We start from the raw sequence: 18,077 nt of genomic DNA, 5'->3' as shown, positions 1-18,077 counted from the left end.
CGGCGCTCCCCCCGGGTTCACGGCGCCCGGCACTCGAAGCTCTCCGCCCGCTCCGGGTCCCCCCCGGTGTAGTGCGCCTGCTGCGGGAAGGGGCAGTGCGGCCGGGTGCGGCCGGGGAAGCTCGCGCCGCGCGCGACGATGCGGGCGGGCGGTTCGTTGCGCTCGACCCAGGCCTCGAGCGCCGCGAGCGGGTCGAAATCCTCCATCGCCGGGCCACCGCCGCAATGCGCCATGCCGGGCACCATGAAGAGGCGCGCGAAGCGGCCGAGTGCTTCCGCCCCGCCATTGTCGCGTGCGAGGTCCTGCCAATAGGCGGTGATGTCGCTGGCGCTGAAGACCGGGTCGCTGTTGCCGTGGAAGACCAGCAGGCGCGACCCGCGCTGCGCGAAGCTCGACATCATCGTGCCGGTGGCGTCGTTGATCGCCGCTGTCTGGGCGGTCTGCGGCGTGTCGCGGTCGAAGTCGAATTCCAGCAGGTCCAGATCCGGACGCGGCGGCGTCAGGAAGAAATAGCCGAGCGAGGAGGCGGCGAGCGTCGCGTTCAGCGCGTTCGGCCGGCCGGTCTGCGCGGTGCCGAGCTTCCAGGCGCGCCAGCCCGGGGAGGCGATGCCCGAATCCCAGGGCCAGCCGGCGTAGATGGCCTCGCCCCGGCTGTTGCGGGCGCCAGCGAAGACGGTCTGCAGCGCCTCCACCTGCGCGGGGGCGAGGCAGGTGGCGGTCTTCTCGGCGGTCGGGCAGCGCAGGCTCGCGGGGTCGAAGCGGCAGGCGGCGGGGGCCTGGATGAGGCCGTCGCGCAGCCCGTCCGCGCCGTCGCAGGCTTCCAGCACGGCATTGGCGACCAGGGTCATGTCGGCGGGGGTGAGCGAGGCAGCCAGCACGGGCTGGCCATCGGCATCGCGGGGTGACGCGCGCAGCAGCGCCTGCACGTCCCAGGCCTGCGCCACCGCGGCGCGGCTCAGGCGGAAACCGGGATTGCCGGCGACGATGCCGTCGAACAGCAGCGCGTCCCGCTGCGCCGCCAGCATGCCCTGGCGGCCGCCATTGGAGCAGCCCATGAAGTAGCGGCGTTCGGGCGCGCGGCCGTAGCGCTGGGCGATCAGGGACGTCGCCTCCCGCGCCACGACCGGCACGGCGCCTTGCGCGTAGTCGTAGCGCGCCTGCTGGTCGAGGCCGAAGGTCGCGTCGCGCGTGTCCCGCCCCTGGTGGCCGGCATCGGTGGAGACCACGGCATAGCCGCGCATCAGCGCGGGGGCGGCGGTGGCGCCGGCGATGGGGACGACGCCGGTCGCCTCCACCACCACCCCATCCATCCCGCCGCCGCCCTGGAACAGCAGCTTGCCGTTCCAGTCTTCCGGCATGCGGAGCTGGAAGCCGGTGCCGAAGCTGACGCCGCCGACGCCGGTGCGGGGCGCGATCATGCCATCGACCACGCAATGCGCCGGCATGGGCGCGCGATCCGGCCCGGCCAGCGCGGCGCGGCCGCGATTCTCGGCGGGCAGCGTGCCGGCGGCCACGGGCTCCGCGCGCGTGATGCGCAGGTCGGGGCGGGCGAGGGCGGAGAGGTCGGCGCAGGCGCGCCCCTGGGCCAGGGCGGCGGTGCCGAAGCTGCCGGTCAGCGCAAGCGCCGATCCCAGCAGCCGGACATGGCGGGACATCATGGTGGCGGACCCCTTCCCTTCACGCGGCGCTTGGCGCGCCGGTCGCTTGATAGTTATGTTGTATAACAATCAAGGAGCCCGGCACCAGGATTTCCTGCGATGACGGGACCAGGGGATGCCGGGACCAAGGGAGGCTGACGATGGACCGGATCATCACGCGCCGCGGGGCGCTCGGGGGCGCAATCGGCATGGTGGCATCGGGAAACGCGCTGGCGCAAGGCACGCCGCCGCTGGAGCCCAGCGTGCCGCTGGTGCTGCCGCGCAGCGAATTCGTCTGGGAGGCGCTGGTGGAACTGGCGCCGACGCTGGCGATGGGCGAAGGGCCGCTTGGTGAGCGGCGCATGGTGCCGATCACCGGCGGCGTCTTCGCCGGCCCGCGCATCAGGGGCCGCGTGCTGCCCGGCGGCGCGGACCGGCAGCTGGTGCGCCGCGACGGCGTGCGGCGGCTGGAGGCGCTGTACGAGATGCAGGCGGAGGACGGCGCCATCATCACCGTGCTGAACAAGGTGGTCGTGGCGCCGGTGCCGGGGGCGGAGGAGTACCGCTTCTCCACCATCGAGGTGACGGCGCCCGACGGGCCGCATGCCTGGCTCAACCGGCTTGCCTTCGTCGGCACGCTGCACGGCCTGCGGCCTCGCCTGGCGGTGCTGGTCCGGGTGTACAGCCTGGCCTGACCGTTTCGCACCGTTTCGACATGGTTGACCCCGGGGTCCGCGCGCCGTCATCCTCGGGACATGCACCTCCGCCCCGCCCTGCTGCCCGCCCTTCTCCTTGGCCTCATCGCCGGGGGGGATGCGATGGGACAGGGCAAGCCGGTTCCGGGCGCGCCTGGCGGCGCGCCGCAGGCGGGCTTCCCGCCGCTGCCGGCCACCAAGCCCCCTGCCCTTCCGCCCGGCCCGCAGGCCGGCGTGCCGGGCAAGCCGGGCGGGCCGCAGCCCGGGGCGGCCACGGGGCGGATGGTGTCGTCGGGCACCGGCTTCGTCGTGGCGCCGGGGCGGGCACTGACGAACCACCATGTCATCGACGATTGCCGCGGCGTGCGGGTGCGGGTTTCCGGCGGCGCGGACCTGCCCGCCCGCGTCATCGCCAGCGACCGGGACCGCGACCTCGCCCTGGTCGAGGTGCCGGCGGAGGCCGGCCCGCCCCTGCCCTTCCGGCGGGACGTGAATGTCCGCCGGGGCGAGGGCGTCGTGACCTATGGCTTCCCGCTGGCAGGGCTTCTGTCCTCCGGCCCCACGCTGACGACCGGGGAGATCTCGGCGCTGGCCGGGCTCGCCGACAACCAGCGCCAGTACCAGATCAGCGCACCGGTGCAGCCGGGCAATTCGGGGGGGCCGCTGCTCGACATGTCCGGGCAGGTGGTGGGGGTCATCGTCTCCAAGCTCAATGCGCAGCGGATCGCGCAGCGCACGGGGGACATCCCGCAGAACGTGAATTTCGCGGTGAAGGGGACGGAGGCGCTGGCCTTCCTGCGCGCCAATGGCGTGAACCCGACGCTGGCCGAACTGCCGGCGCGCAGCGCGGCGGAGGTGGGGGAGATCGCGCATCCCTCCACCCTGTTCATGCGCTGCATGGGGTAGTGCCGCGATCCACGGCCCGGGACCGGATCGGACCAGAACGGACCGGAACGGTGACATGTCGTTAGCATCGTCGCCGCATCCTGGGCCGCTGCGCCCCCGCCAGAGGGCCGCGATGATCCAGGAACCACCGCCTTGTCCCTCCGCCTCAAGATCCTGCTGCCGGTCCTGCTGCTCGGCGCCGGAGTCGTGCTGCTGCTCGCCCAGGCCGGGCTTTCCGCTTCCCGACAGGCGGAGGTCGCGGAACAGCAGCGGGCGGTGAATGCGCGGGTGGCGCTGATGGTGGAGGCCGGCGTGGCGCTGGCCGTCGAACGCGGCACCACCAACGGCATCCTGGCCAACCCCGCCGCCGCGACCCCGGCGGCGATGGAGGCCGCACGCACGGCGCGCAGCCAGGCGGAACAGGCGCTGGGCCAGGCGCTGGAGGCGCTGCCCGGGCTGGAGGAAGCGCGCGGGAAGCTCACGGAGGCACGGGCCCGCGTGGCGGCGATGCGCGCGGCGATCGACGCGCCGCGCGGCACCGCGACCCTGCCGCCGCCCCCCGCCTGGTTCGCCGCGACGACGGCGCAGATCGATGCGCTGGCGGCGCTTCGCGGGCTGCTGGAGGCGCGGTCGCTGACCAGCAGCGACCTCGGCGCGCAACTCGCCACCCTGCGGGCCATGCTGGCGGAGGCCGCGGAACAGGCGGGGCGCGAACGCGGCATGATGAACGGGCTGATCGCCCAGGGCCGCGCGCCGAATGCGGCGGAACAGCGCGCCCTGGGCAGCTTCGCCGGGCGGGCGGAGGAATCGCTGGCGCGCACCGCCACCCTGGCGCAGGGCCTGCCCGCGCCGGTCGCGCAGCAGCTGCGCCAGGCGATAGGGACGTGGGAGGAGACGCTGCTGCCGCTGCGCCGTTCGGTGCTGGCGGCGGCCGACCAGGGCGCGCCCTACCCCGTCGCGGCGCCGGCCTGGTTCGCCGGCTCCACCCGCGCGATCGAGGCGGTGGTGGCCGCGCAGCGGGAAGCGGGCCGCGCGCTGGAAGCCCTGGTGGAGCAGCGGCGGGAGGAGCAGCGCTTCATCCTGCTGATGGATGTCGCGCTGGCCCTCGGCGGCATCGCGCTGGTGCTGGGCGTGCTGGCCTGGCTGGGGCGCGCGGTCACCGGCCCGCTGCGCCGCGCCGTCACCGCCCTGGCGCGGGTGGCGGAGGGGCAGGTGGAACAGCCCATCGCCCGGCGCCGCGTGACGCCGGGCGGGGATGAGGTCGATGACGTGCTGGCGGCGGCGGAAGCGCTACGCATGGTGACGCTGCGGGCGCGCGACGCCGATGCGGAGGCGACGCGCCAGCGCCTGGCCGCGGAGGCCGACCGCGCGGCGGCGCTGCGCGCCATGGCGGACCGCGTGGACCAGGAAGTGCACGCGGCGATCGACCAGGTGACGGCGCGGATGGAACGGCTGCGGATCGGGGCCGATTCGGTCGGCGGATCGGCGGAGGCCATCGCGCGCGACGGTGCCTCGGTCGCCGCCACGGCGGAACAATCCCTGACCGCGTCCCGATCCGTGGCGGCGGCGACGGAACAGCTGACGGCCTCGATCGGGGAGATTTCCGCCCAGGTGTCGCGGACCGCGGGCGCGGCGCGGGGCGCGACGGAGCTGGGGGAGCGGGGCGCGCAGGCGATCCAGGCGCTGTCGGAGACGGTGGCCCGGATCGGCGGCGCGGCGGCGCTGATCGCCGATGTGGCGGCGCGGACCAACCTGCTGGCGCTGAACGCGACGATCGAGGCCGCGCGGGCGGGGGAAGCCGGCAAGGGCTTCGCCGTGGTGGCCGGGGAGGTGAAGCAGCTGGCCGCGCAGACCGCGCGCGCCACCGACGACATCAACCGCCAGATCGCGGAAGTGAAGACGGCGACGGAAGCCGCCACGGGCGCGGTGCGCGCCATCGCCGGCGCGGTCGGGGAGGTCGATGTCGCGGCCTCCGCCATCGCCGCGGCGGTGGAGGAGCAGGCCGTCACGACGCGGGAGATCGCGGGCATCGTCGGCCAGACCACCCAGGCCGCGCGGACCGTGGCGGAACGGATCGCGGAAGTGTCGCGGGAGGCGGCGACCACCACCACCTTGCTGGCGGGGGTGCGGACGGAAACCGGGCTGGCCGGGGATGCCGTGGCGGCGCTGAAGCAGACGCTGGTCGGCGTGGTCCGCAGTTCCACGCCGGAGGTGGATCGCCGCATGGCCCCGCGCCGGCCCTTTGCGGCGGCGGCGGCGGTGACGGGACCCGATGGGGTGGCGGCGCCGGCGCGGGTGGTCGACGTGTCCGAGGGCGGCATGGCGCTGGAGACGGCGACCCGCGCCCAGCAGGGCGAGCATTGCCGCGTCAGCGTCCCGGAACTGGGCATGGCCGGCGTGACGCTGGTGGTCGTGTCCGCCGGGCAGGGCCGGCTGCGCGGCCGGCTCGAGGGGCTGGACGAGGCGACGCGGCGGCGGCTGGCGGCCATCGTCGCGGCGCCGGCGGTGGTCGCGGCCTGATCTACCCGCCCATCGCCGCGCGGTACCGGGCCTTGGTGGCGGCGTCCGGCGGGTAGGTGCCTTCGAGGGGTGCGCCGGCCGCGATCTCCTCCAGGATCCAGGCCTCGAGCTTCTCCTTCTCCACCGCTTCCGCCGCGATCTCCGGCGCCAGGGCGCGGGGGATGCAGACCACGCCGGAGGCATCGCCCACCATGATGTCGTCGGGGAAGATGGCGACGGGACCGATGGAGACCGGCAGGTCCCGGTCCACCACCATGACGGCCGCGCCCGAGGGCACGGGGGCGGAGCCGCCGCCATGGAAGACAGGGAAATCCATGCCGGCGACCGTCGGCAGGTCCGACACGCCGGTGTCCACCACCATCCCCGCGACGCCCTGGCGGTGCAGCGCCATGGCGATGATGTCGCCGAGCACGGAGGTATGCGCCGCGCCGCCGGTCGCGAAGACGACCACCGCGCCCGCCGGGGCCTCCGACAGGAAGCGGCGATGCAGGTTGGGCGCCTCACCCTTCAGCACCGCGTCGCGCATGTCCTCCCGCACCGGGATGGCGCGGATGGTGACGGCGGGGGCGACGACGCGCGCGGCGGCCGGGTTGGCCGGGACGATGCCGTGCAGGAACCGGGTGCGCAGCCCCCGGGCATAGAGCATGGCGGAAAGCGTCGGCACCGCCACGGCGGAAAGCTGCGCGACCAGCGCGGGGTCGATCGGCGTCATCAGGGGGACGCCATGACGATGTCGCGGCCGACCTCATCCGCTTCGCGCTCGGCGCGGGCGCGCCATTCGCGCATCAGCGGGCTTTCCATCTGCGTCGCGATGAAATCCATGCTGTCGGGCGCGAGTTCGATCCCGTAGGTGACGTAGCGGCTGCACATCGGGGCGAAGGCGGCATCGGCGAAGCAGAATTCCTCGCCGGCGATGTAGGGGCCGCCATGGCGGGCGCGGGCGTCGCGCCACATCGCCTCCATCCTTTCGGTGCCGGCGCGCACGCCGGGGCGGGCCATGAGCTTCACGTTGCTGGGCAGGCCATCGCGGATGGGCCAGCGCTTGATGAGGTTCATCGGCAGGCCGTTGCGGACATCGTCGAAATGGCTGTGGACCTCGGCGGCCACGCAGCGGGCATAGGCGCGGCGGGCGGGGTCCTTCGGCCAGATGGCGCAGCTGGGATCACGCTCCCACAGCCATTCCGCGATGGCCAGGCTGTCCCACAGGACCATCCCGTCGACATGCAGCGCGGGCACGCGGCCGGAGGGGGAGACGGCCTTCAGCTTGGGCGGCGAATCGGGGCGGGAGAGGAAGATCCGGTTCTCCGTGACCGGGAGGCCGCCGAGCCGGCAGGCCATCCATCCCACGATGGACCAGGATGACGACCAGGCACTTCCAAGATGGAGGGTGGGCGGCATGCGTTTCTTCCGGATTGGTCCGGACATGTTGCGGCCTTCATGCTGCATCGCGCAACATGGCCCGACACCGACGGAGAATGACGCGATGACGACGCGACGTGGCCTGCTTATCGGTTCCGCGACCCTGCTGGCCGCCCCTGCCGCGATCGCGCAGGACAATTGGCCGACGCGGCCGATCCGCTTCGTCATTCCCTGGCCGCCCGGCGGCGCCACCGCCAATATCGCCCGCATCGTGGGCGATGCGATGACGGCGCAGCTGGGCCAGCCGCTGGTCTATGATCACCGCGCGGGGGCGGGCGGCGCGATCGGCACGGAGAACGTCACGAAATCCCCCGCCGATGGCTATTCCATCCTGATCGCCGGCGCGGGGTCCTTCTACCGCCCGCTGATCGAGCGTGACACGCCCTGGAACCCGGACCGGGACTTCAGCTTCATCGGCCCGATCGGTGACGGACCCTTCGCGCTGGTCACGCGCACGGGGCTGCCGACCACGCTGCGGGGCTTCATCGACCATGCCCGCGCCAATCCGGGCGCGCTGAACTTCGCCTCCTCCGGCCAGGGGTCCACCAGCCATCTGACGGCGGAAGCCTTCAACACCGCGGCCGGCATCCGGGCCACGCATGTGCCCTATCGCGGGTCGGCGCAGGCGACGACGGACCTCGTGGCCGGGCGGCTCGACTACTATTTCGACGCCTTCTCCACGGTGCAGGAGAATGTGCGCGCGGGGCGCATCCAGGCGCTGGCGGTGACGACGGGGGTGCGCGCGGCGCAGGCGCCCGATGTGCCGACGATCGGGGAGGCCGCGCTGCCCGGCTTCACCGCGGCGCCGTGGTGGGGGATCGTCGGGCCGGCAGGCATGCCGGCGCCGGTGGCGGCGCGCCTGTCGGCGGCGCTGAAGCGGGCGACGGAGACGCCGCAGGTCGTCCAGCAATTGAACGACAATGGCTGCCGCGCCTTCTTCCTGGAACCCGGCCCCTTCGGCGATTTCGTCCGGGCCGAGAACGCGAAATGGTCACGGGTGATCGAGGCCGCTGGCCTGAAGGTGACCTGACCGCCCTTTGTTGTGGACATGGGTGCTTCTTGCGCCCATGTCCCCGGCATGGACTGGCAATCGATCCTCGGCCTTCTGGGCTTCTTCGCGGTGTGCTTCGCGGCCGCCTGCACCGGCGCGATCTTCAAGCCCGGGGCGTGGTATGACCGGCTGGACCGGCCTTCCTGGCTGCCGCCGGACTGGGCGTTCCCCGTGGCGTGGTCGCTGCTCTACATCATGATCGCGGTCGCGGCCTGGCTGGTCTGGCGCGTGGAGGGCTTCGGCCTGGCACTCGGCGTCTGGGCAGTGCAGCTGGGGCTGAATGCGCTGTGGTCCGTGCTGTTCTTCGGCGTGCGGCGGCTGGGGCTGGCCCTGGCGGAGGCGATGGCGCTGTGGGCCTCCATCCTCGGCTGCGTCGTGACCTTCGCGCCCGCCAGCCCGGCGGCGGCCTGGCTGATGGTGCCCTACCTCGCCTGGGTGACCTTCGCCTGCGTGCTGAATTTCTCGATGTGGCGGCGGAATCCGGGGCCGCACCCCGTGATCACGATGGCGGAGATGAAGGCGCCGCCGCGGCGCTACCAGCGGGGGTAGAGGCCCCTCCCCTCACCCAACCCTCTCCCCCCCCAAGGGGGAAGCAAGGGGGGGGAGAGGGCTTTTCGAATCAGCGGGCCCAGTAGAGGCGTTCGGGGTTGTCGACCGTCACCTGCTTGATGAGCGCCGCGTCGTCCGTCATCGCGCCCAGCAGATCCACCAGGTCGCCATCATTCGGCATGTCGCCGGCGATGTTCGGATGCGGCCAGTCCGTGCCCCAGAGGCAGCGATCCGGCGCGGCGGCGAGCAGCGCCTGCGCGAAGGGCACGGCATCGGTGAAGGGGGCGCCGGCGGATGACACACGCTCCGACCCGCAGATCTTCACCCAGGCCAGCGGGTTCTTCATGAGTTCCAGCAATTGGAGGAAGGCGGGCTGGCCGGTGCCTTCCTTCGCCTTCACCCGGCCCATATGGTCGATGACGAAGGGGATGCGGATCGAGGAGATCACCGGCGCCAGCGGCACGATGTCCTGCGCATCCAGATGCAGCACGACATGCCAGCCCAGGGCCTCGACCTGCGCCAGCACGCGCTGGAAGAAATCCATGTCCGGCATGCCGCCGAGGTGCTTCACGAAGTTGAAGCGCACGCCGCGGATGCCGCCGGCATCGAGGCGCGCCAGTTCGGCATCGGTGACGCCGGGATCGACCACCGCGACGCCCTTCATGGCGCCGTTGGAGCGCGCGATCCCGTCAAGCGTCACCGTCATGTCGCTGCCGTGGCAGGAGGCATGGACGATGACGGCGCGGGAGACGCCGAGCTTCCGGTGCAGCGCGACCAGACCCTCATAGGGCGCATCGGGCGGCGTGTAGGCGCGGTCCGCCGAATAGGGGAAGACATCGCCGGGGCCGAAGACGTGGCAATGCGCATCCACGGCGCCGGGCGGCAGGACCAGGCGCGGCGTGCGGGTATCCGGGTCCGGGCCCTTGCAGGTGGGGATCTGTCTCACTGGCGTTCGATTCCTGCCTTCTCGATCACTTCGGCCCAGCGGGCGGTATCGGCCGCCAGCAGCTGGCCCATGGCCTGGACGGTGCCACCGCGAGGGTCCACGCCGACCTGCGTCAGGGCCTGGCGGAGGTCGCCGCTGGACAGCGCCTCATTCACCGCCGCGTTGATGGCGGCGATGGCCTCGGCCGGCGTGCCGGTGCGGGCGACGATGGCGTTCCAGCTTGCCACATCATAGTCGGGCACGCCGGCTTCCATAAGGGTGGGCACGTCGGGCAGCGTGGGCGCGCGCGTCGCGGCCGTCGTCGCCAGGACGCGGATGGCACCTGAAGAAACCTGGCCGGCAATGGGGCCGGTGATCTCGAAGGCCGCGTCCACGTCGCCGCGCAGCAGCGCCGTCATCAGCTGGGGCGTGGCAGGGAAGGCGATGGTCTCGAACCGCGTGTTGCTGCGGATCTTGAACAGCTCCGCCGAGAGGTTCTGCGTGCTGCCCGCGCTGATGGTGCCGATGTTGAGACGGCCGGGATTGGCGCGGAGACGGGCCAGCAGCGCGGCGATGGTGGCATCCGGCGAATTGGGCGCGTTCACCACCGCGATGGGGAAGGCGCCCATCGTCACCACCGGGGCAAAGTCGCGCAGGGGGTCGAAGGGCAGCGTGCGGAACAAGGCGCGGCTGATGGCGGTGCCGTTGCTGGCGACCAGCAGCGTGTGGCCATCGGCGGGCTGGCCCATCAGCGCCTGGCCGGCGACGATGCCGCCGGCGCCCGGGCGGTTGTCGATGACGACGGGCTGGCCGAGCCGTTCCGCGATGCGGCTGGCGACCGCGCGGGCGGTGAGGTCCGCGACCCCGCCGGCGGCGAAGGGCACCAGCATGCGGATCGGGCGGTCGGGCCGCCAGGCCGCCTGCGCCCGGGAAGTGCCGATGACGGGCAGCGCGAGCGCGGTGCCGAGGAGGAGACGGCGGCGCATCACGAGGCGGCCCAGTCGGCGGGGACGTAGCGGTAGCCCTGCCCTTCCTTCGCGATGAAGCCATGCGCGGGGAAGGGGAAATGGTAGCCGGTGACGTGGATTCGGTCCGTCGCCACGCGGTCCAGCATGCGCTTGCGCGTCTCGACCGCCGTGGTGGGATCGAAGTCGAACATCACCTGCAGTTCGGGGCGGCGTGCGAAGAGTTCCGGGCGATGGGTGATGTCGCCCAGCACCATGAGCTGCGCGGGGCCGTCGCTGACATGCCAGCAGGTATGGCCGGGGGAATGGCCGAAGGCGGAGACGGCGCGGATGCCGGGCACGGCTTCCTGGCCTTCCTGCACCTGCCTGATCTTCCCCTGATAGGGGCCGAAGCGGCGGGCAGTATTGGCGAAATTGGGTTTCTGGCGCGCAGGCGCCGGGCCTTCGTTGGAGGCATCGGTCCAGAAGCGCCATTCCGCGGCGGGGACCACGATCTCCGCATTCGGGAAGACCGCCTGGTTCTGCGCGGTCGTCAGGCCCGTGATGTGGTCGCCGTGGAAATGGGTGAAGACCACATGGGTGATGCGCGCGGGATCGAGCCCCGCCGCCGCCATGTTCGCCGCCATGCGCCCGGCCTGGGGGGAAAGCTGGCCGCCGGTGCCGGCATCGAACATCACCACGGCGGTGCCCGTCTCCACCACCGTCACGGTGTAGGGGGTCAGGTAGTGGTCGGTCGGCAGGAAGCTTTTCGCCAGCACGGCCTGGACCTCGGCGACCGGGGCATTGCCCACGAAGCCTTCGAGCGTCAGGCGGGCCGTGCCATCGAAGAGGGTCGTGACGGTGAAGCCGCCGATCTTGAAGCGGTGGAAGCCGGGATTGACGAGCGGCGCGGGTTGCGCCGCCGCGCCGCGGGGCAGCGCGGCGGTGGCGAGGGCGGCGGCGCCGAGCAGCGCGCCACCCCTTCTGGTGAGGATCGTCATTGTCGCTTCTCCCTGTTCGTTCTGGTGGCTCAGTCCGGACGCATGTTGGTGGCGCGGATCAGCTCACCCCAGCGGGTGCGTTCGCGGGCGATGAGGTCGCGGAATTCCTCGGGGGTGCCGGGGGCGGCGTCGGCGCCCTCCCCTTCCAGCCGCGGACGCAGGCGCGGGCCGTTGAGGATGCGGTTATGCGCTTCGTTCAGGCGATCGATGATCGGTCGCGGCGTGCCGGCGGGGGCGACCAGGCCATACCATTGCGTCGCATCGAAGCCCGCGACGCCCTGTTCCGCGATGGTCGGGATGTCCTGCGCGGAGGAGAGGCGGCGGAGCGAGGAGACGCCGAGCGCCTTCACCAGATTGCTGCGCACGGCGGGCAGGATGGCGGGGCCGCCGGTCAGCGTCAGGTCGATGGTGCCGGCGATGAGGTCGTTCATCATCGGGCCGGTGCCGCGATAGGGGATGTGCTCCATCTGCGTGCCGGTCGCCTGGCAGAAGGCGACCATGGCGGTATGGGCGGCGGAGCCGTTGCCGCCGGAGCCGTAGGTGAGCGCCCCGGGCCGGGCCTTCGCCAGCGCGATGAGTTCCTGCACGTTGTTGGCGGGAACCTTGCGCGGGTTCACCGCCAGGATGTTCGGCACGATCGCCATCAGCCCGATGGGGGCGAAGGAGGTGGACGGATCGAAGCTGAGGTTGCGGTAGAGGGAGGGGTTCACGGCCAGCGTGCCGATATGGCCCATCATCAGCGTGTAGCCATCGGGCGCGGCGCGGGCCACGACTTCCGACCCCACCGTGCCGCCGGCGCCGCCGCGATTCTCGATCACGAAGGGCTGGTTGAAGACTTCCTGGAGTTCGGCCGCGATGGCGCGGCCCAGGATGTCCGTGGTGCCGCCGGGGGTGAAGGGCACGATGACGCGGACGGGCCGTTCCGGCCATGCGCCTTGCGCGACGGCCAGGCGCGGCGCAGCGAGCAGCGCGGTGGCGGCGGTGAGAAGCGTGCGGCGGTTCATGGTGTTTCTCCCGTTGTTTGTTTCAGCGCGATGTGTCGCGCGGGATTGTCTTCAGCGCGCCGTGCTGCGCGAGTTCGTTGATCTCGTCGGCGGAGAACCCCGCCGCTTCGAGGATGGCGGGCCCATCGGCACCGAGCCGCGGCGCGGCCGGCAGCGGCGGCGCCATGCCGCCGGAGAGCTTGTTGGGCGCGCCGATCGCGAAGGTCGGGCCCTCGGTCGGGTGCTCCTCCTCCCGCACCATGCCGGTTGCCCGCAGATGGGGGTCCGTCAGCAGGCTCTCGATGGTGTTGTAGGGCATGGCGGGGACGTCGTAGCGGGTGAAGAGGTCCAGCCATTCGGATGTGGGACGGCCCGTCAGCGCGGTGGCGCGGAGCGCGAAGTAATCCTTCGTGTTCGCGGTGCGCGCCGTGACGGTGGCGAAGCGCGGATCGGTCTTGAGCTCCGGCCGGTCGATGGCGTCGAAGAAGCCATGCGCCTGGGCGTCGGTATTGGCGGAGACGCAGATATAGCCATCAGCCGTCCTGAGCGGACGGGCTTCCGGGCTCAGCACGCGCAGGTCGCCCGGCACGCCGAGGCCGGGGCGGAAGGACATGGCGCCGAGATGCTCCTGCAGCACGAAGCCGGCCATGTTCTCGAACATCGGGATTTCGAGGCTCTCGCCCCTGCCCGTCTTCTCCCGCCGATACAGCGCAAAGCCGATCTGCTGCGCGGCGATCAACCCGCAGACATGGTCGGCGACGAGCATGGGGACGTAGCGCGGTTCGCCGGTGCTGGCCTCGAAGCAGCTGGCGACGCCGGAGACGCCCTGGATGACGGTGTCGTAGGCGGGTTTTCCCGAGTAGGGGCCATCGGTGCCGAAGCCGACGATGGAGCAGTGGATGAGCCGCGGCGCGGCTTCCGCCATGGAGGCCGCATCGACGCCGAGCCGCTTCTGCGCATCGGGGCGGATATTCGTCACCAGGATGTCGCAGCGCAGCGCGATGCGGCGCAGCACCGACTTCGCGCGGGGGTGCTTCAGGTCCAGGCAGATGGACCGCTTGCCGCGGTTGAAGTTGAGGAACTTGCCGGCCATGCCGGGATTGCGCCCCTTGCCGCCGAGCTTGCGCAGCAGGTCGCCTTCCGGGCTTTCGAGCTTGATGATTTCCGCGCCCTGTTCCGCCAGCACGCCGGTGCAGACGGGGCCGACGACCACCGAGGAAAGATCGAGGACACGAAGTCCGTCGAGCGGGCCTGGCATCTTACGAAATCCTCGCCTGGATGCGCAGCGCCATGGCGCCGGTCTCGTCTTCCACCCAGAGGGTGCGGTTGCCCTGTTCATCGGGCGCGGTGCCGCACAGCGTCGCGGGGCGGTTGCACATCACCGGGCGCATGGTGCGGATATCGGCACCGCGAAGCGTGCCGGATGCGTGCTTCATCGCGGCATCGAGCAGCATGGTGGTGCTGAGCCCGCCATTCACGACAAGCCCGGCATAGCCTTCGGCATCCCGCGCATAATCCACATCGTAGTGGATGCGATGGCCGTTGAAGCAGAGCGCGGAGTAGCGGAACAGCAGCACGGGGTCCGGGTTGAAGGGAACGCGCCAGACGGCATCGGGCTTCGCGACAGGCGCCTCGGGCTTCGCGCTCGCGCCGGTCGAGGCTTCCCGGTAGGCGATGTCCTGTTCCTCCGTCGCCACCACGCCATCGGGGCCGATGACGGTGTGCAGGACCGTCACGAAGCAGAGCCTGCCGCTGCGGCCCTCCTTCGACGTGATGGCGGTGATCTCGGAACGCCGCGTCAGCTTCTGGCCGATGCGGAGTGGCGAGGCGTAGGTCATGCGCCGGCCGGCGAGCATCCGGCGCGGCAGCGGCACCGGGGGCAGGAACTCCCCCTTCTCGGGATGGCCGTCGGCGCCGAGGCGCGATTGCGGCTGCGCATCGTCGAAGAGGATCGCGATCCAGAAGGGCGGCACCGCGGCACCTGGCAAGAGGTCCGGCGCCGCCTGGTCCAGCATCGCGGCCATGCGCCGCGCGGCGGGGGCGCACATCTCATCCGCCACCTCCCGCGCACGGCCGATCCAGCCTTGCAGCTCCTGCACGGAGGTTACGCCAGCTCGTCCATGATCATCGGGAAGAGGCGCTGATAGGCCTCGCCATACACCATCGCCTTGCCGGAGTTGCGGCCGCCCTGCATGCCGCGGTTCAGCGCCACCCGCTCGTAATAGGCCCAGAGGTGCTTCTGCGCGGGCAGGCATTCGAAGGCACGGCGCTTGGTCTCCCAGGCGTCATCGATGTTGAGGATGACGTTGGGCTGGAAGTTGCACTGCTCGGGCTGGTGGGGCTCGAACAGGAAGACGGGGGGCGCGGCGTAGCTGTAGCCTGGGCCGGGCTTGTGGCCCATCGCCTGCGCCACGATGCGCGCGGCCTGGGCGAAGCGCGTCGCCTCCGGGTGGTCCAGGTTGTATGGGTCGTTGAGGGAATGCGTGAGGACCCAGGCGGGGTTCAGTTCGCGGAACAGGTCGATGGCGCGGTCCATCATCGCCGGCGTCGTCACCAGCGGGTAGTCGCCGGCATCCATGAACTCGATCTCCGCGCCCAGCACGGCGGCCGCGGCCTCGGCCTCCGCCTTGCGGGCGGCCTTGACGGATTCGAGGGTGGCGTTGGGGTCCTTCCAGGCGAACTGGCTCTCGCCGCGCTCCCCGAAGGACAGGCAGAGGATCTTCACGCGCCAGCCGCGCTTCGCGTGCAGGGCAATGGCCCCGCCCGCACGCCAGACGAAATCGCCGGGATGGGCGGTGACGACAAATCCGGTCTTGGGCATGCGCTTCCCCTGGGTGTCCGATTGGCGGCCATATGGCGCCTGGCCCGTCATGCGACAAATGGAAAGAACGGTGGGATTATGCGGGGGTGTGCATGAATGGGGTCAGGCGGTTTTCCGGGCGCGCGCCGGCGCGGCCGGCCTGAAGCGCTGGCGGAGCAGGGCCAGCAGCGCCTCCGCCGCCGGCGACAGCGGCACGCCGCGGCGGGAGACCACGCCGAGGCGCCGCACCACCGCCGGGTCCCGCAACGGCACCGCCACCACCCCCGCGGTGCCGGCGGCATCCACCGCCAGGCGGGGCACCACGGCCAAGGCAATTCCAGCCTCCACCATACTGATCGCGGTGGCCAGGTGCTGGACCTCATACCGCCAATCCATCGCATCCCGCTTTGCGCCCAGCGCCTCATCCAGCAGGGCCCGGTTGCCGGTATGCGGCGCCACGCGGACCAGGGGCTGCCCCTCCAGGTCCGACCAGGCCAGGTGCGGGCGCAGGGCGAAGGGATGCGCGGCGGGACAGGCGAGGACGAAAGCCTCCGTCATCAGCGGCACGATATCGAGGTCCCAGCGATTGGCGGAGACGATGGTGATGCCGAACTCGGCCTCCCCCCTCGCCACCCGCTCCGCGATCTCGCTGGCGGAATTGTCGAAGACCTTCACCGTGACGGCGGGATGGGCCGCGGAGAAATCGGCCAGCAGGCGCGGCACGTGATGCACCGCGATCGTCGGCAGGCAGCCGATCGTCACGGATTGCTGGGCGGAACCGGCGCCGGCGCGCAACTCGCCCAGCGCCGCATTCAAGGCCTCCACCGGGGCGCGGGCGCGGGACGCCAGGTCCAGCCCCGCCGGCGTCAAGGTCACCTGCCTGGTGGTGCGCGCCAGCAGCTTGAGGCCCAACCCCTCCTCGAACTTGCGGATGCGATGGGACAAGGCCGTCTGCGACAGGTTGAGATGCGCCGCCGCCTTGCGGAACGAACCCCGCTCCGCAATCGACAGGAACGCCTCCAGCCCGAGGAAATCGATCGCCATGACCGGAAGCGTGTAGCACGGCCATGCGGGGGTGGGGCGAGGGTGTCGGCAGCGTCGCGTCGGTGGCCCGGGGAAAGGGCTCCGCCCCTTCCCCGTACCCCTTCCCCGCAAAGGGGCAGCGGCCCCTTTGATCCCCCTTCAATCGATGGGTGATGGGAGGGGCGCGGAACGACCGTGGGACAAGCGGATACGCCGTGCCCCTCCCATCACCCATCGATGCAAAGCCTGGGGTCCAGGGGCCCGCTGGCCCCTGGCGGGTAATCCTGGAGAGGGGCCGGCGGCCCCTCTCCAGGATTACCCGCGCGACGCTTCCAACACCGTCACCCCGCCCCGCACAGCCGCGCCACCGCTTCGATCATGGCGGTCGGGTTCGCCTGGCCGCGGCCGGCGATGTCGTGGCCGGAGCCGTGGGCGACGGAGGAGAACAGGACGGGGGCGCCGATGGTGAGGCCGGCGGTGCGGTGGGGGGCGACCATTTTCGCGGCGATGTGCCCCTGGTCGTGCAGCATGACGGTGAAGGCGTCGTAGCCCGATTTGTGGAACATCGTGTCGGCGCCGAAGGGGCCGTCCACGGTGGCGCCGGCGGCACGGGCGGCGGCGATGGCGGGGGTGGTGATGCTGTCGTCTTCGCTGCCGAACAACCCGCCTTCGCCGGCATGGGGGTTGAGGCCGCCGACGGCGATACGGGGTGCTGGGATGCCGAGGCGCTTGAGGGCGGTGTCGGCGGCGAGGATGGCGGCGGTGATGCGATCCTGCGTCAGCAGTTGCAGGGCGCGGGCGACGGGGACGTGCAGGGTGATGTGGACGATGCGCGTGGTGTCGAAGCAGAGCATGAGGAAGACGTCTTCCTCCGCCATGCCGCATTCGCGCGCGACGAAGGTGGGGTAGCCGTCGAAGGCGATGCCGGCGGCGGCGATGGCCGTCTGGTTCATGGGGGCCGCGAGCACGGCATGGACCTGGCCGGCGCGGGCGGCGGCGATGGCGGCGCTTGCACTGTCGAGGGAGGCGCGGCCGTTCTGGGCGGTGACGCTGCCGAGGGTGAATTCACCGGGCGCGAAGTGCTGGCGGGGCAGGACATCGACCGTGTCGGGCGCGGCTTCCGCGTGGTCCGCGCTGGCGTGTTCGACCAGGCGGGCGGTGATGCCGGCGGTGGCGGCGTGATGCGCGATGACGCCGGGATCACCGACCAGGATCGGGCGGCAGAGGTCGCGCGTGCGCGGATGCAGCGCGGCCTTCAGCGCCAGTTCGGGGCCGATGCCAGCGGGGTCGCCCAGCGCGATCGCGAGAACCGGGAGTGTCATACCGCGTAGTGCCCGGCCTTGGGGTCGATGCAGATCTGCCCGTCCTGGATCACCACGTCCCAGACGCGGACGGGATCGATGCAGGGGGCGGCCGTCGCGGCGCCGTTGCGGATGGAGAAGCGCCCCTGGTGGAAGTCGCATTCGACTTCCTCATTCTCGATGAAGCCGTCGCCGAGGTTGCCGGGGCCGTGGGTGCAGGTGTTGTCGAGGACGAAGAACTCGCCGCCCAGGTTGAAGACGGCGAAGGCGCCTTCGGGCGTGTCGACGCGCTGGCCCTCTCCCTCGGCGATGGCGGTGGTGGCGATGAGCGGCAGGAGCGGCAT

18 protein-coding genes are annotated in these 18,077 nt (G+C 71.8%); 5 read left to right on the top strand and 13 right to left on the bottom strand.

Annotation, left to right across the window (positions count from 1 at the left end):
- Positions 1-17: 17 nt before the first annotated feature.
- The gene (locus BM041_RS05405) at positions 18-1,658 is read right to left on the bottom strand and encodes a tannase/feruloyl esterase family alpha/beta hydrolase (protein ID WP_092956500.1); all 1,641 of its coding nucleotides are present in this window, start codon (positions 1,656-1,658) and stop codon (positions 18-20) included.
- 140 nt (positions 1,659-1,798) lie between these two features.
- Here BM041_RS05405 and BM041_RS05400 point away from each other — a divergent pair, with 140 nt between their 5' ends.
- The 3 genes from BM041_RS05400 to BM041_RS05390 all read left to right on the top strand — a co-directional run bounded on the left by BM041_RS05400 (position 1,799) and on the right by BM041_RS05390 (position 5,737).
- Entirely contained in the window at positions 1,799-2,332 is a 534-nt protein-coding gene (locus BM041_RS05400; protein WP_092956497.1) for a DUF3237 domain-containing protein, read from the top strand.
- A 60-nt stretch (positions 2,333-2,392) separates the two neighbouring features.
- Complete coding sequence (locus BM041_RS05395; protein ID WP_217648616.1) at positions 2,393-3,238, top strand: S1C family serine protease; 846 nt, start codon at positions 2,393-2,395, stop codon at positions 3,236-3,238.
- A gap of 132 nt (positions 3,239-3,370) precedes the next feature.
- Complete coding sequence (locus BM041_RS05390; RefSeq protein WP_092956494.1) at positions 3,371-5,737, top strand: methyl-accepting chemotaxis protein; 2,367 nt, start codon at positions 3,371-3,373, stop codon at positions 5,735-5,737.
- A gap of 1 nt (position 5,738) precedes the next feature.
- On the opposite strand, the gene BM041_RS05385 is transcribed toward BM041_RS05390, so the two are convergent.
- Positions 5,739-6,449, bottom strand: coding sequence for an RraA family protein (locus BM041_RS05385; RefSeq protein WP_092956491.1), 711 nt, complete (start codon positions 6,447-6,449; stop codon positions 5,739-5,741).
- Entirely contained in the window at positions 6,449-7,135 is a 687-nt protein-coding gene (locus BM041_RS05380; protein ID WP_175533752.1) for a glutathione S-transferase family protein, read from the bottom strand. The genes BM041_RS05385 and BM041_RS05380 overlap by 1 nt, the downstream gene beginning before the upstream one ends.
- 85 nt (positions 7,136-7,220) lie before the next feature.
- On the opposite strand from BM041_RS05380, the gene BM041_RS05375 reads away from it, so the two are divergent.
- Entirely contained in the window at positions 7,221-8,186 is a 966-nt protein-coding gene (locus BM041_RS05375) for a Bug family tripartite tricarboxylate transporter substrate binding protein (RefSeq protein WP_175533751.1), read from the top strand.
- Positions 8,187-8,234: 48 nt separating this feature from the next.
- Positions 8,235-8,756, top strand: a complete 522-nt coding sequence (locus BM041_RS05370) for a TspO/MBR family protein (RefSeq protein ID WP_092956485.1) — start codon at positions 8,235-8,237, stop codon at positions 8,754-8,756.
- Positions 8,757-8,826: 70 nt separating this feature from the next.
- Here the strand turns inward: BM041_RS05370 and BM041_RS05365 are convergent, their stop codons facing one another.
- The 10 genes from BM041_RS05365 to BM041_RS05320 form a co-directional block, all read right to left on the bottom strand.
- The gene (locus BM041_RS05365) at positions 8,827-9,702 is read right to left on the bottom strand and encodes an amidohydrolase family protein (protein ID WP_245761932.1); all 876 of its coding nucleotides are present in this window, start codon (positions 9,700-9,702) and stop codon (positions 8,827-8,829) included.
- Positions 9,699-10,667, bottom strand: a complete 969-nt coding sequence (locus tag BM041_RS05360) for a Bug family tripartite tricarboxylate transporter substrate binding protein (protein ID WP_092956482.1) — start codon at positions 10,665-10,667, stop codon at positions 9,699-9,701. Before BM041_RS05360 ends, BM041_RS05365 begins: the two co-directional genes overlap by 4 nt.
- Positions 10,667-11,626: an MBL fold metallo-hydrolase gene (locus BM041_RS05355; RefSeq protein ID WP_092956479.1), complete on the bottom strand. Its 960-nt coding sequence runs from the start codon at positions 11,624-11,626 to the stop codon at positions 10,667-10,669. Before BM041_RS05355 ends, BM041_RS05360 begins: the two co-directional genes overlap by 1 nt.
- Positions 11,627-11,655: 29 nt before the next feature.
- The gene (locus BM041_RS05350) at positions 11,656-12,630 is read right to left on the bottom strand and encodes a Bug family tripartite tricarboxylate transporter substrate binding protein (protein WP_092956476.1); all 975 of its coding nucleotides are present in this window, start codon (positions 12,628-12,630) and stop codon (positions 11,656-11,658) included.
- Positions 12,631-12,652: 22 nt separating this feature from the next.
- Positions 12,653-13,867, bottom strand: a complete 1,215-nt coding sequence (locus BM041_RS05345) for a CaiB/BaiF CoA transferase family protein (protein WP_092956473.1) — start codon at positions 13,865-13,867, stop codon at positions 12,653-12,655.
- 1 nt (position 13,868) lies between these two features.
- Positions 13,869-14,708, bottom strand: coding sequence for an FAS1-like dehydratase domain-containing protein (locus tag BM041_RS05340; RefSeq protein WP_092956470.1), 840 nt, complete (start codon positions 14,706-14,708; stop codon positions 13,869-13,871).
- 5 nt (positions 14,709-14,713) lie between these two features.
- Positions 14,714-15,430, bottom strand: coding sequence for a PIG-L deacetylase family protein (locus tag BM041_RS05335; RefSeq protein WP_092957527.1), 717 nt, complete (start codon positions 15,428-15,430; stop codon positions 14,714-14,716).
- A gap of 102 nt (positions 15,431-15,532) precedes the next feature.
- Positions 15,533-16,453, bottom strand: a complete 921-nt coding sequence (locus BM041_RS05330) for a LysR family transcriptional regulator (RefSeq protein ID WP_092956468.1) — start codon at positions 16,451-16,453, stop codon at positions 15,533-15,535.
- A 320-nt stretch (positions 16,454-16,773) separates the two neighbouring features.
- Positions 16,774-17,754 (bottom strand): PdxA family dehydrogenase, encoded by a 981-nt coding sequence (locus BM041_RS05325; protein ID WP_139225960.1) that lies wholly within the window; start codon positions 17,752-17,754, stop codon positions 16,774-16,776.
- Positions 17,751-18,077 carry a non-heme iron oxygenase ferredoxin subunit gene (locus BM041_RS05320; RefSeq protein ID WP_092957524.1) on the bottom strand — a complete coding sequence of 109 codons (327 nt, stop codon included), beginning with the start codon at positions 18,075-18,077 and terminating at the stop codon, positions 17,751-17,753. The genes BM041_RS05325 and BM041_RS05320 overlap by 4 nt, the downstream gene beginning before the upstream one ends.

This window comes from Falsiroseomonas stagni DSM 19981 (assembly GCF_900114315.1).
GTDB lineage: Bacteria > Pseudomonadota > Alphaproteobacteria > Acetobacterales > Acetobacteraceae > Falsiroseomonas > Falsiroseomonas stagni.
The sequence above is the reverse complement of the archived record's forward strand: the minus strand, read 5'-3'. Positions and strand labels throughout refer to the sequence as shown.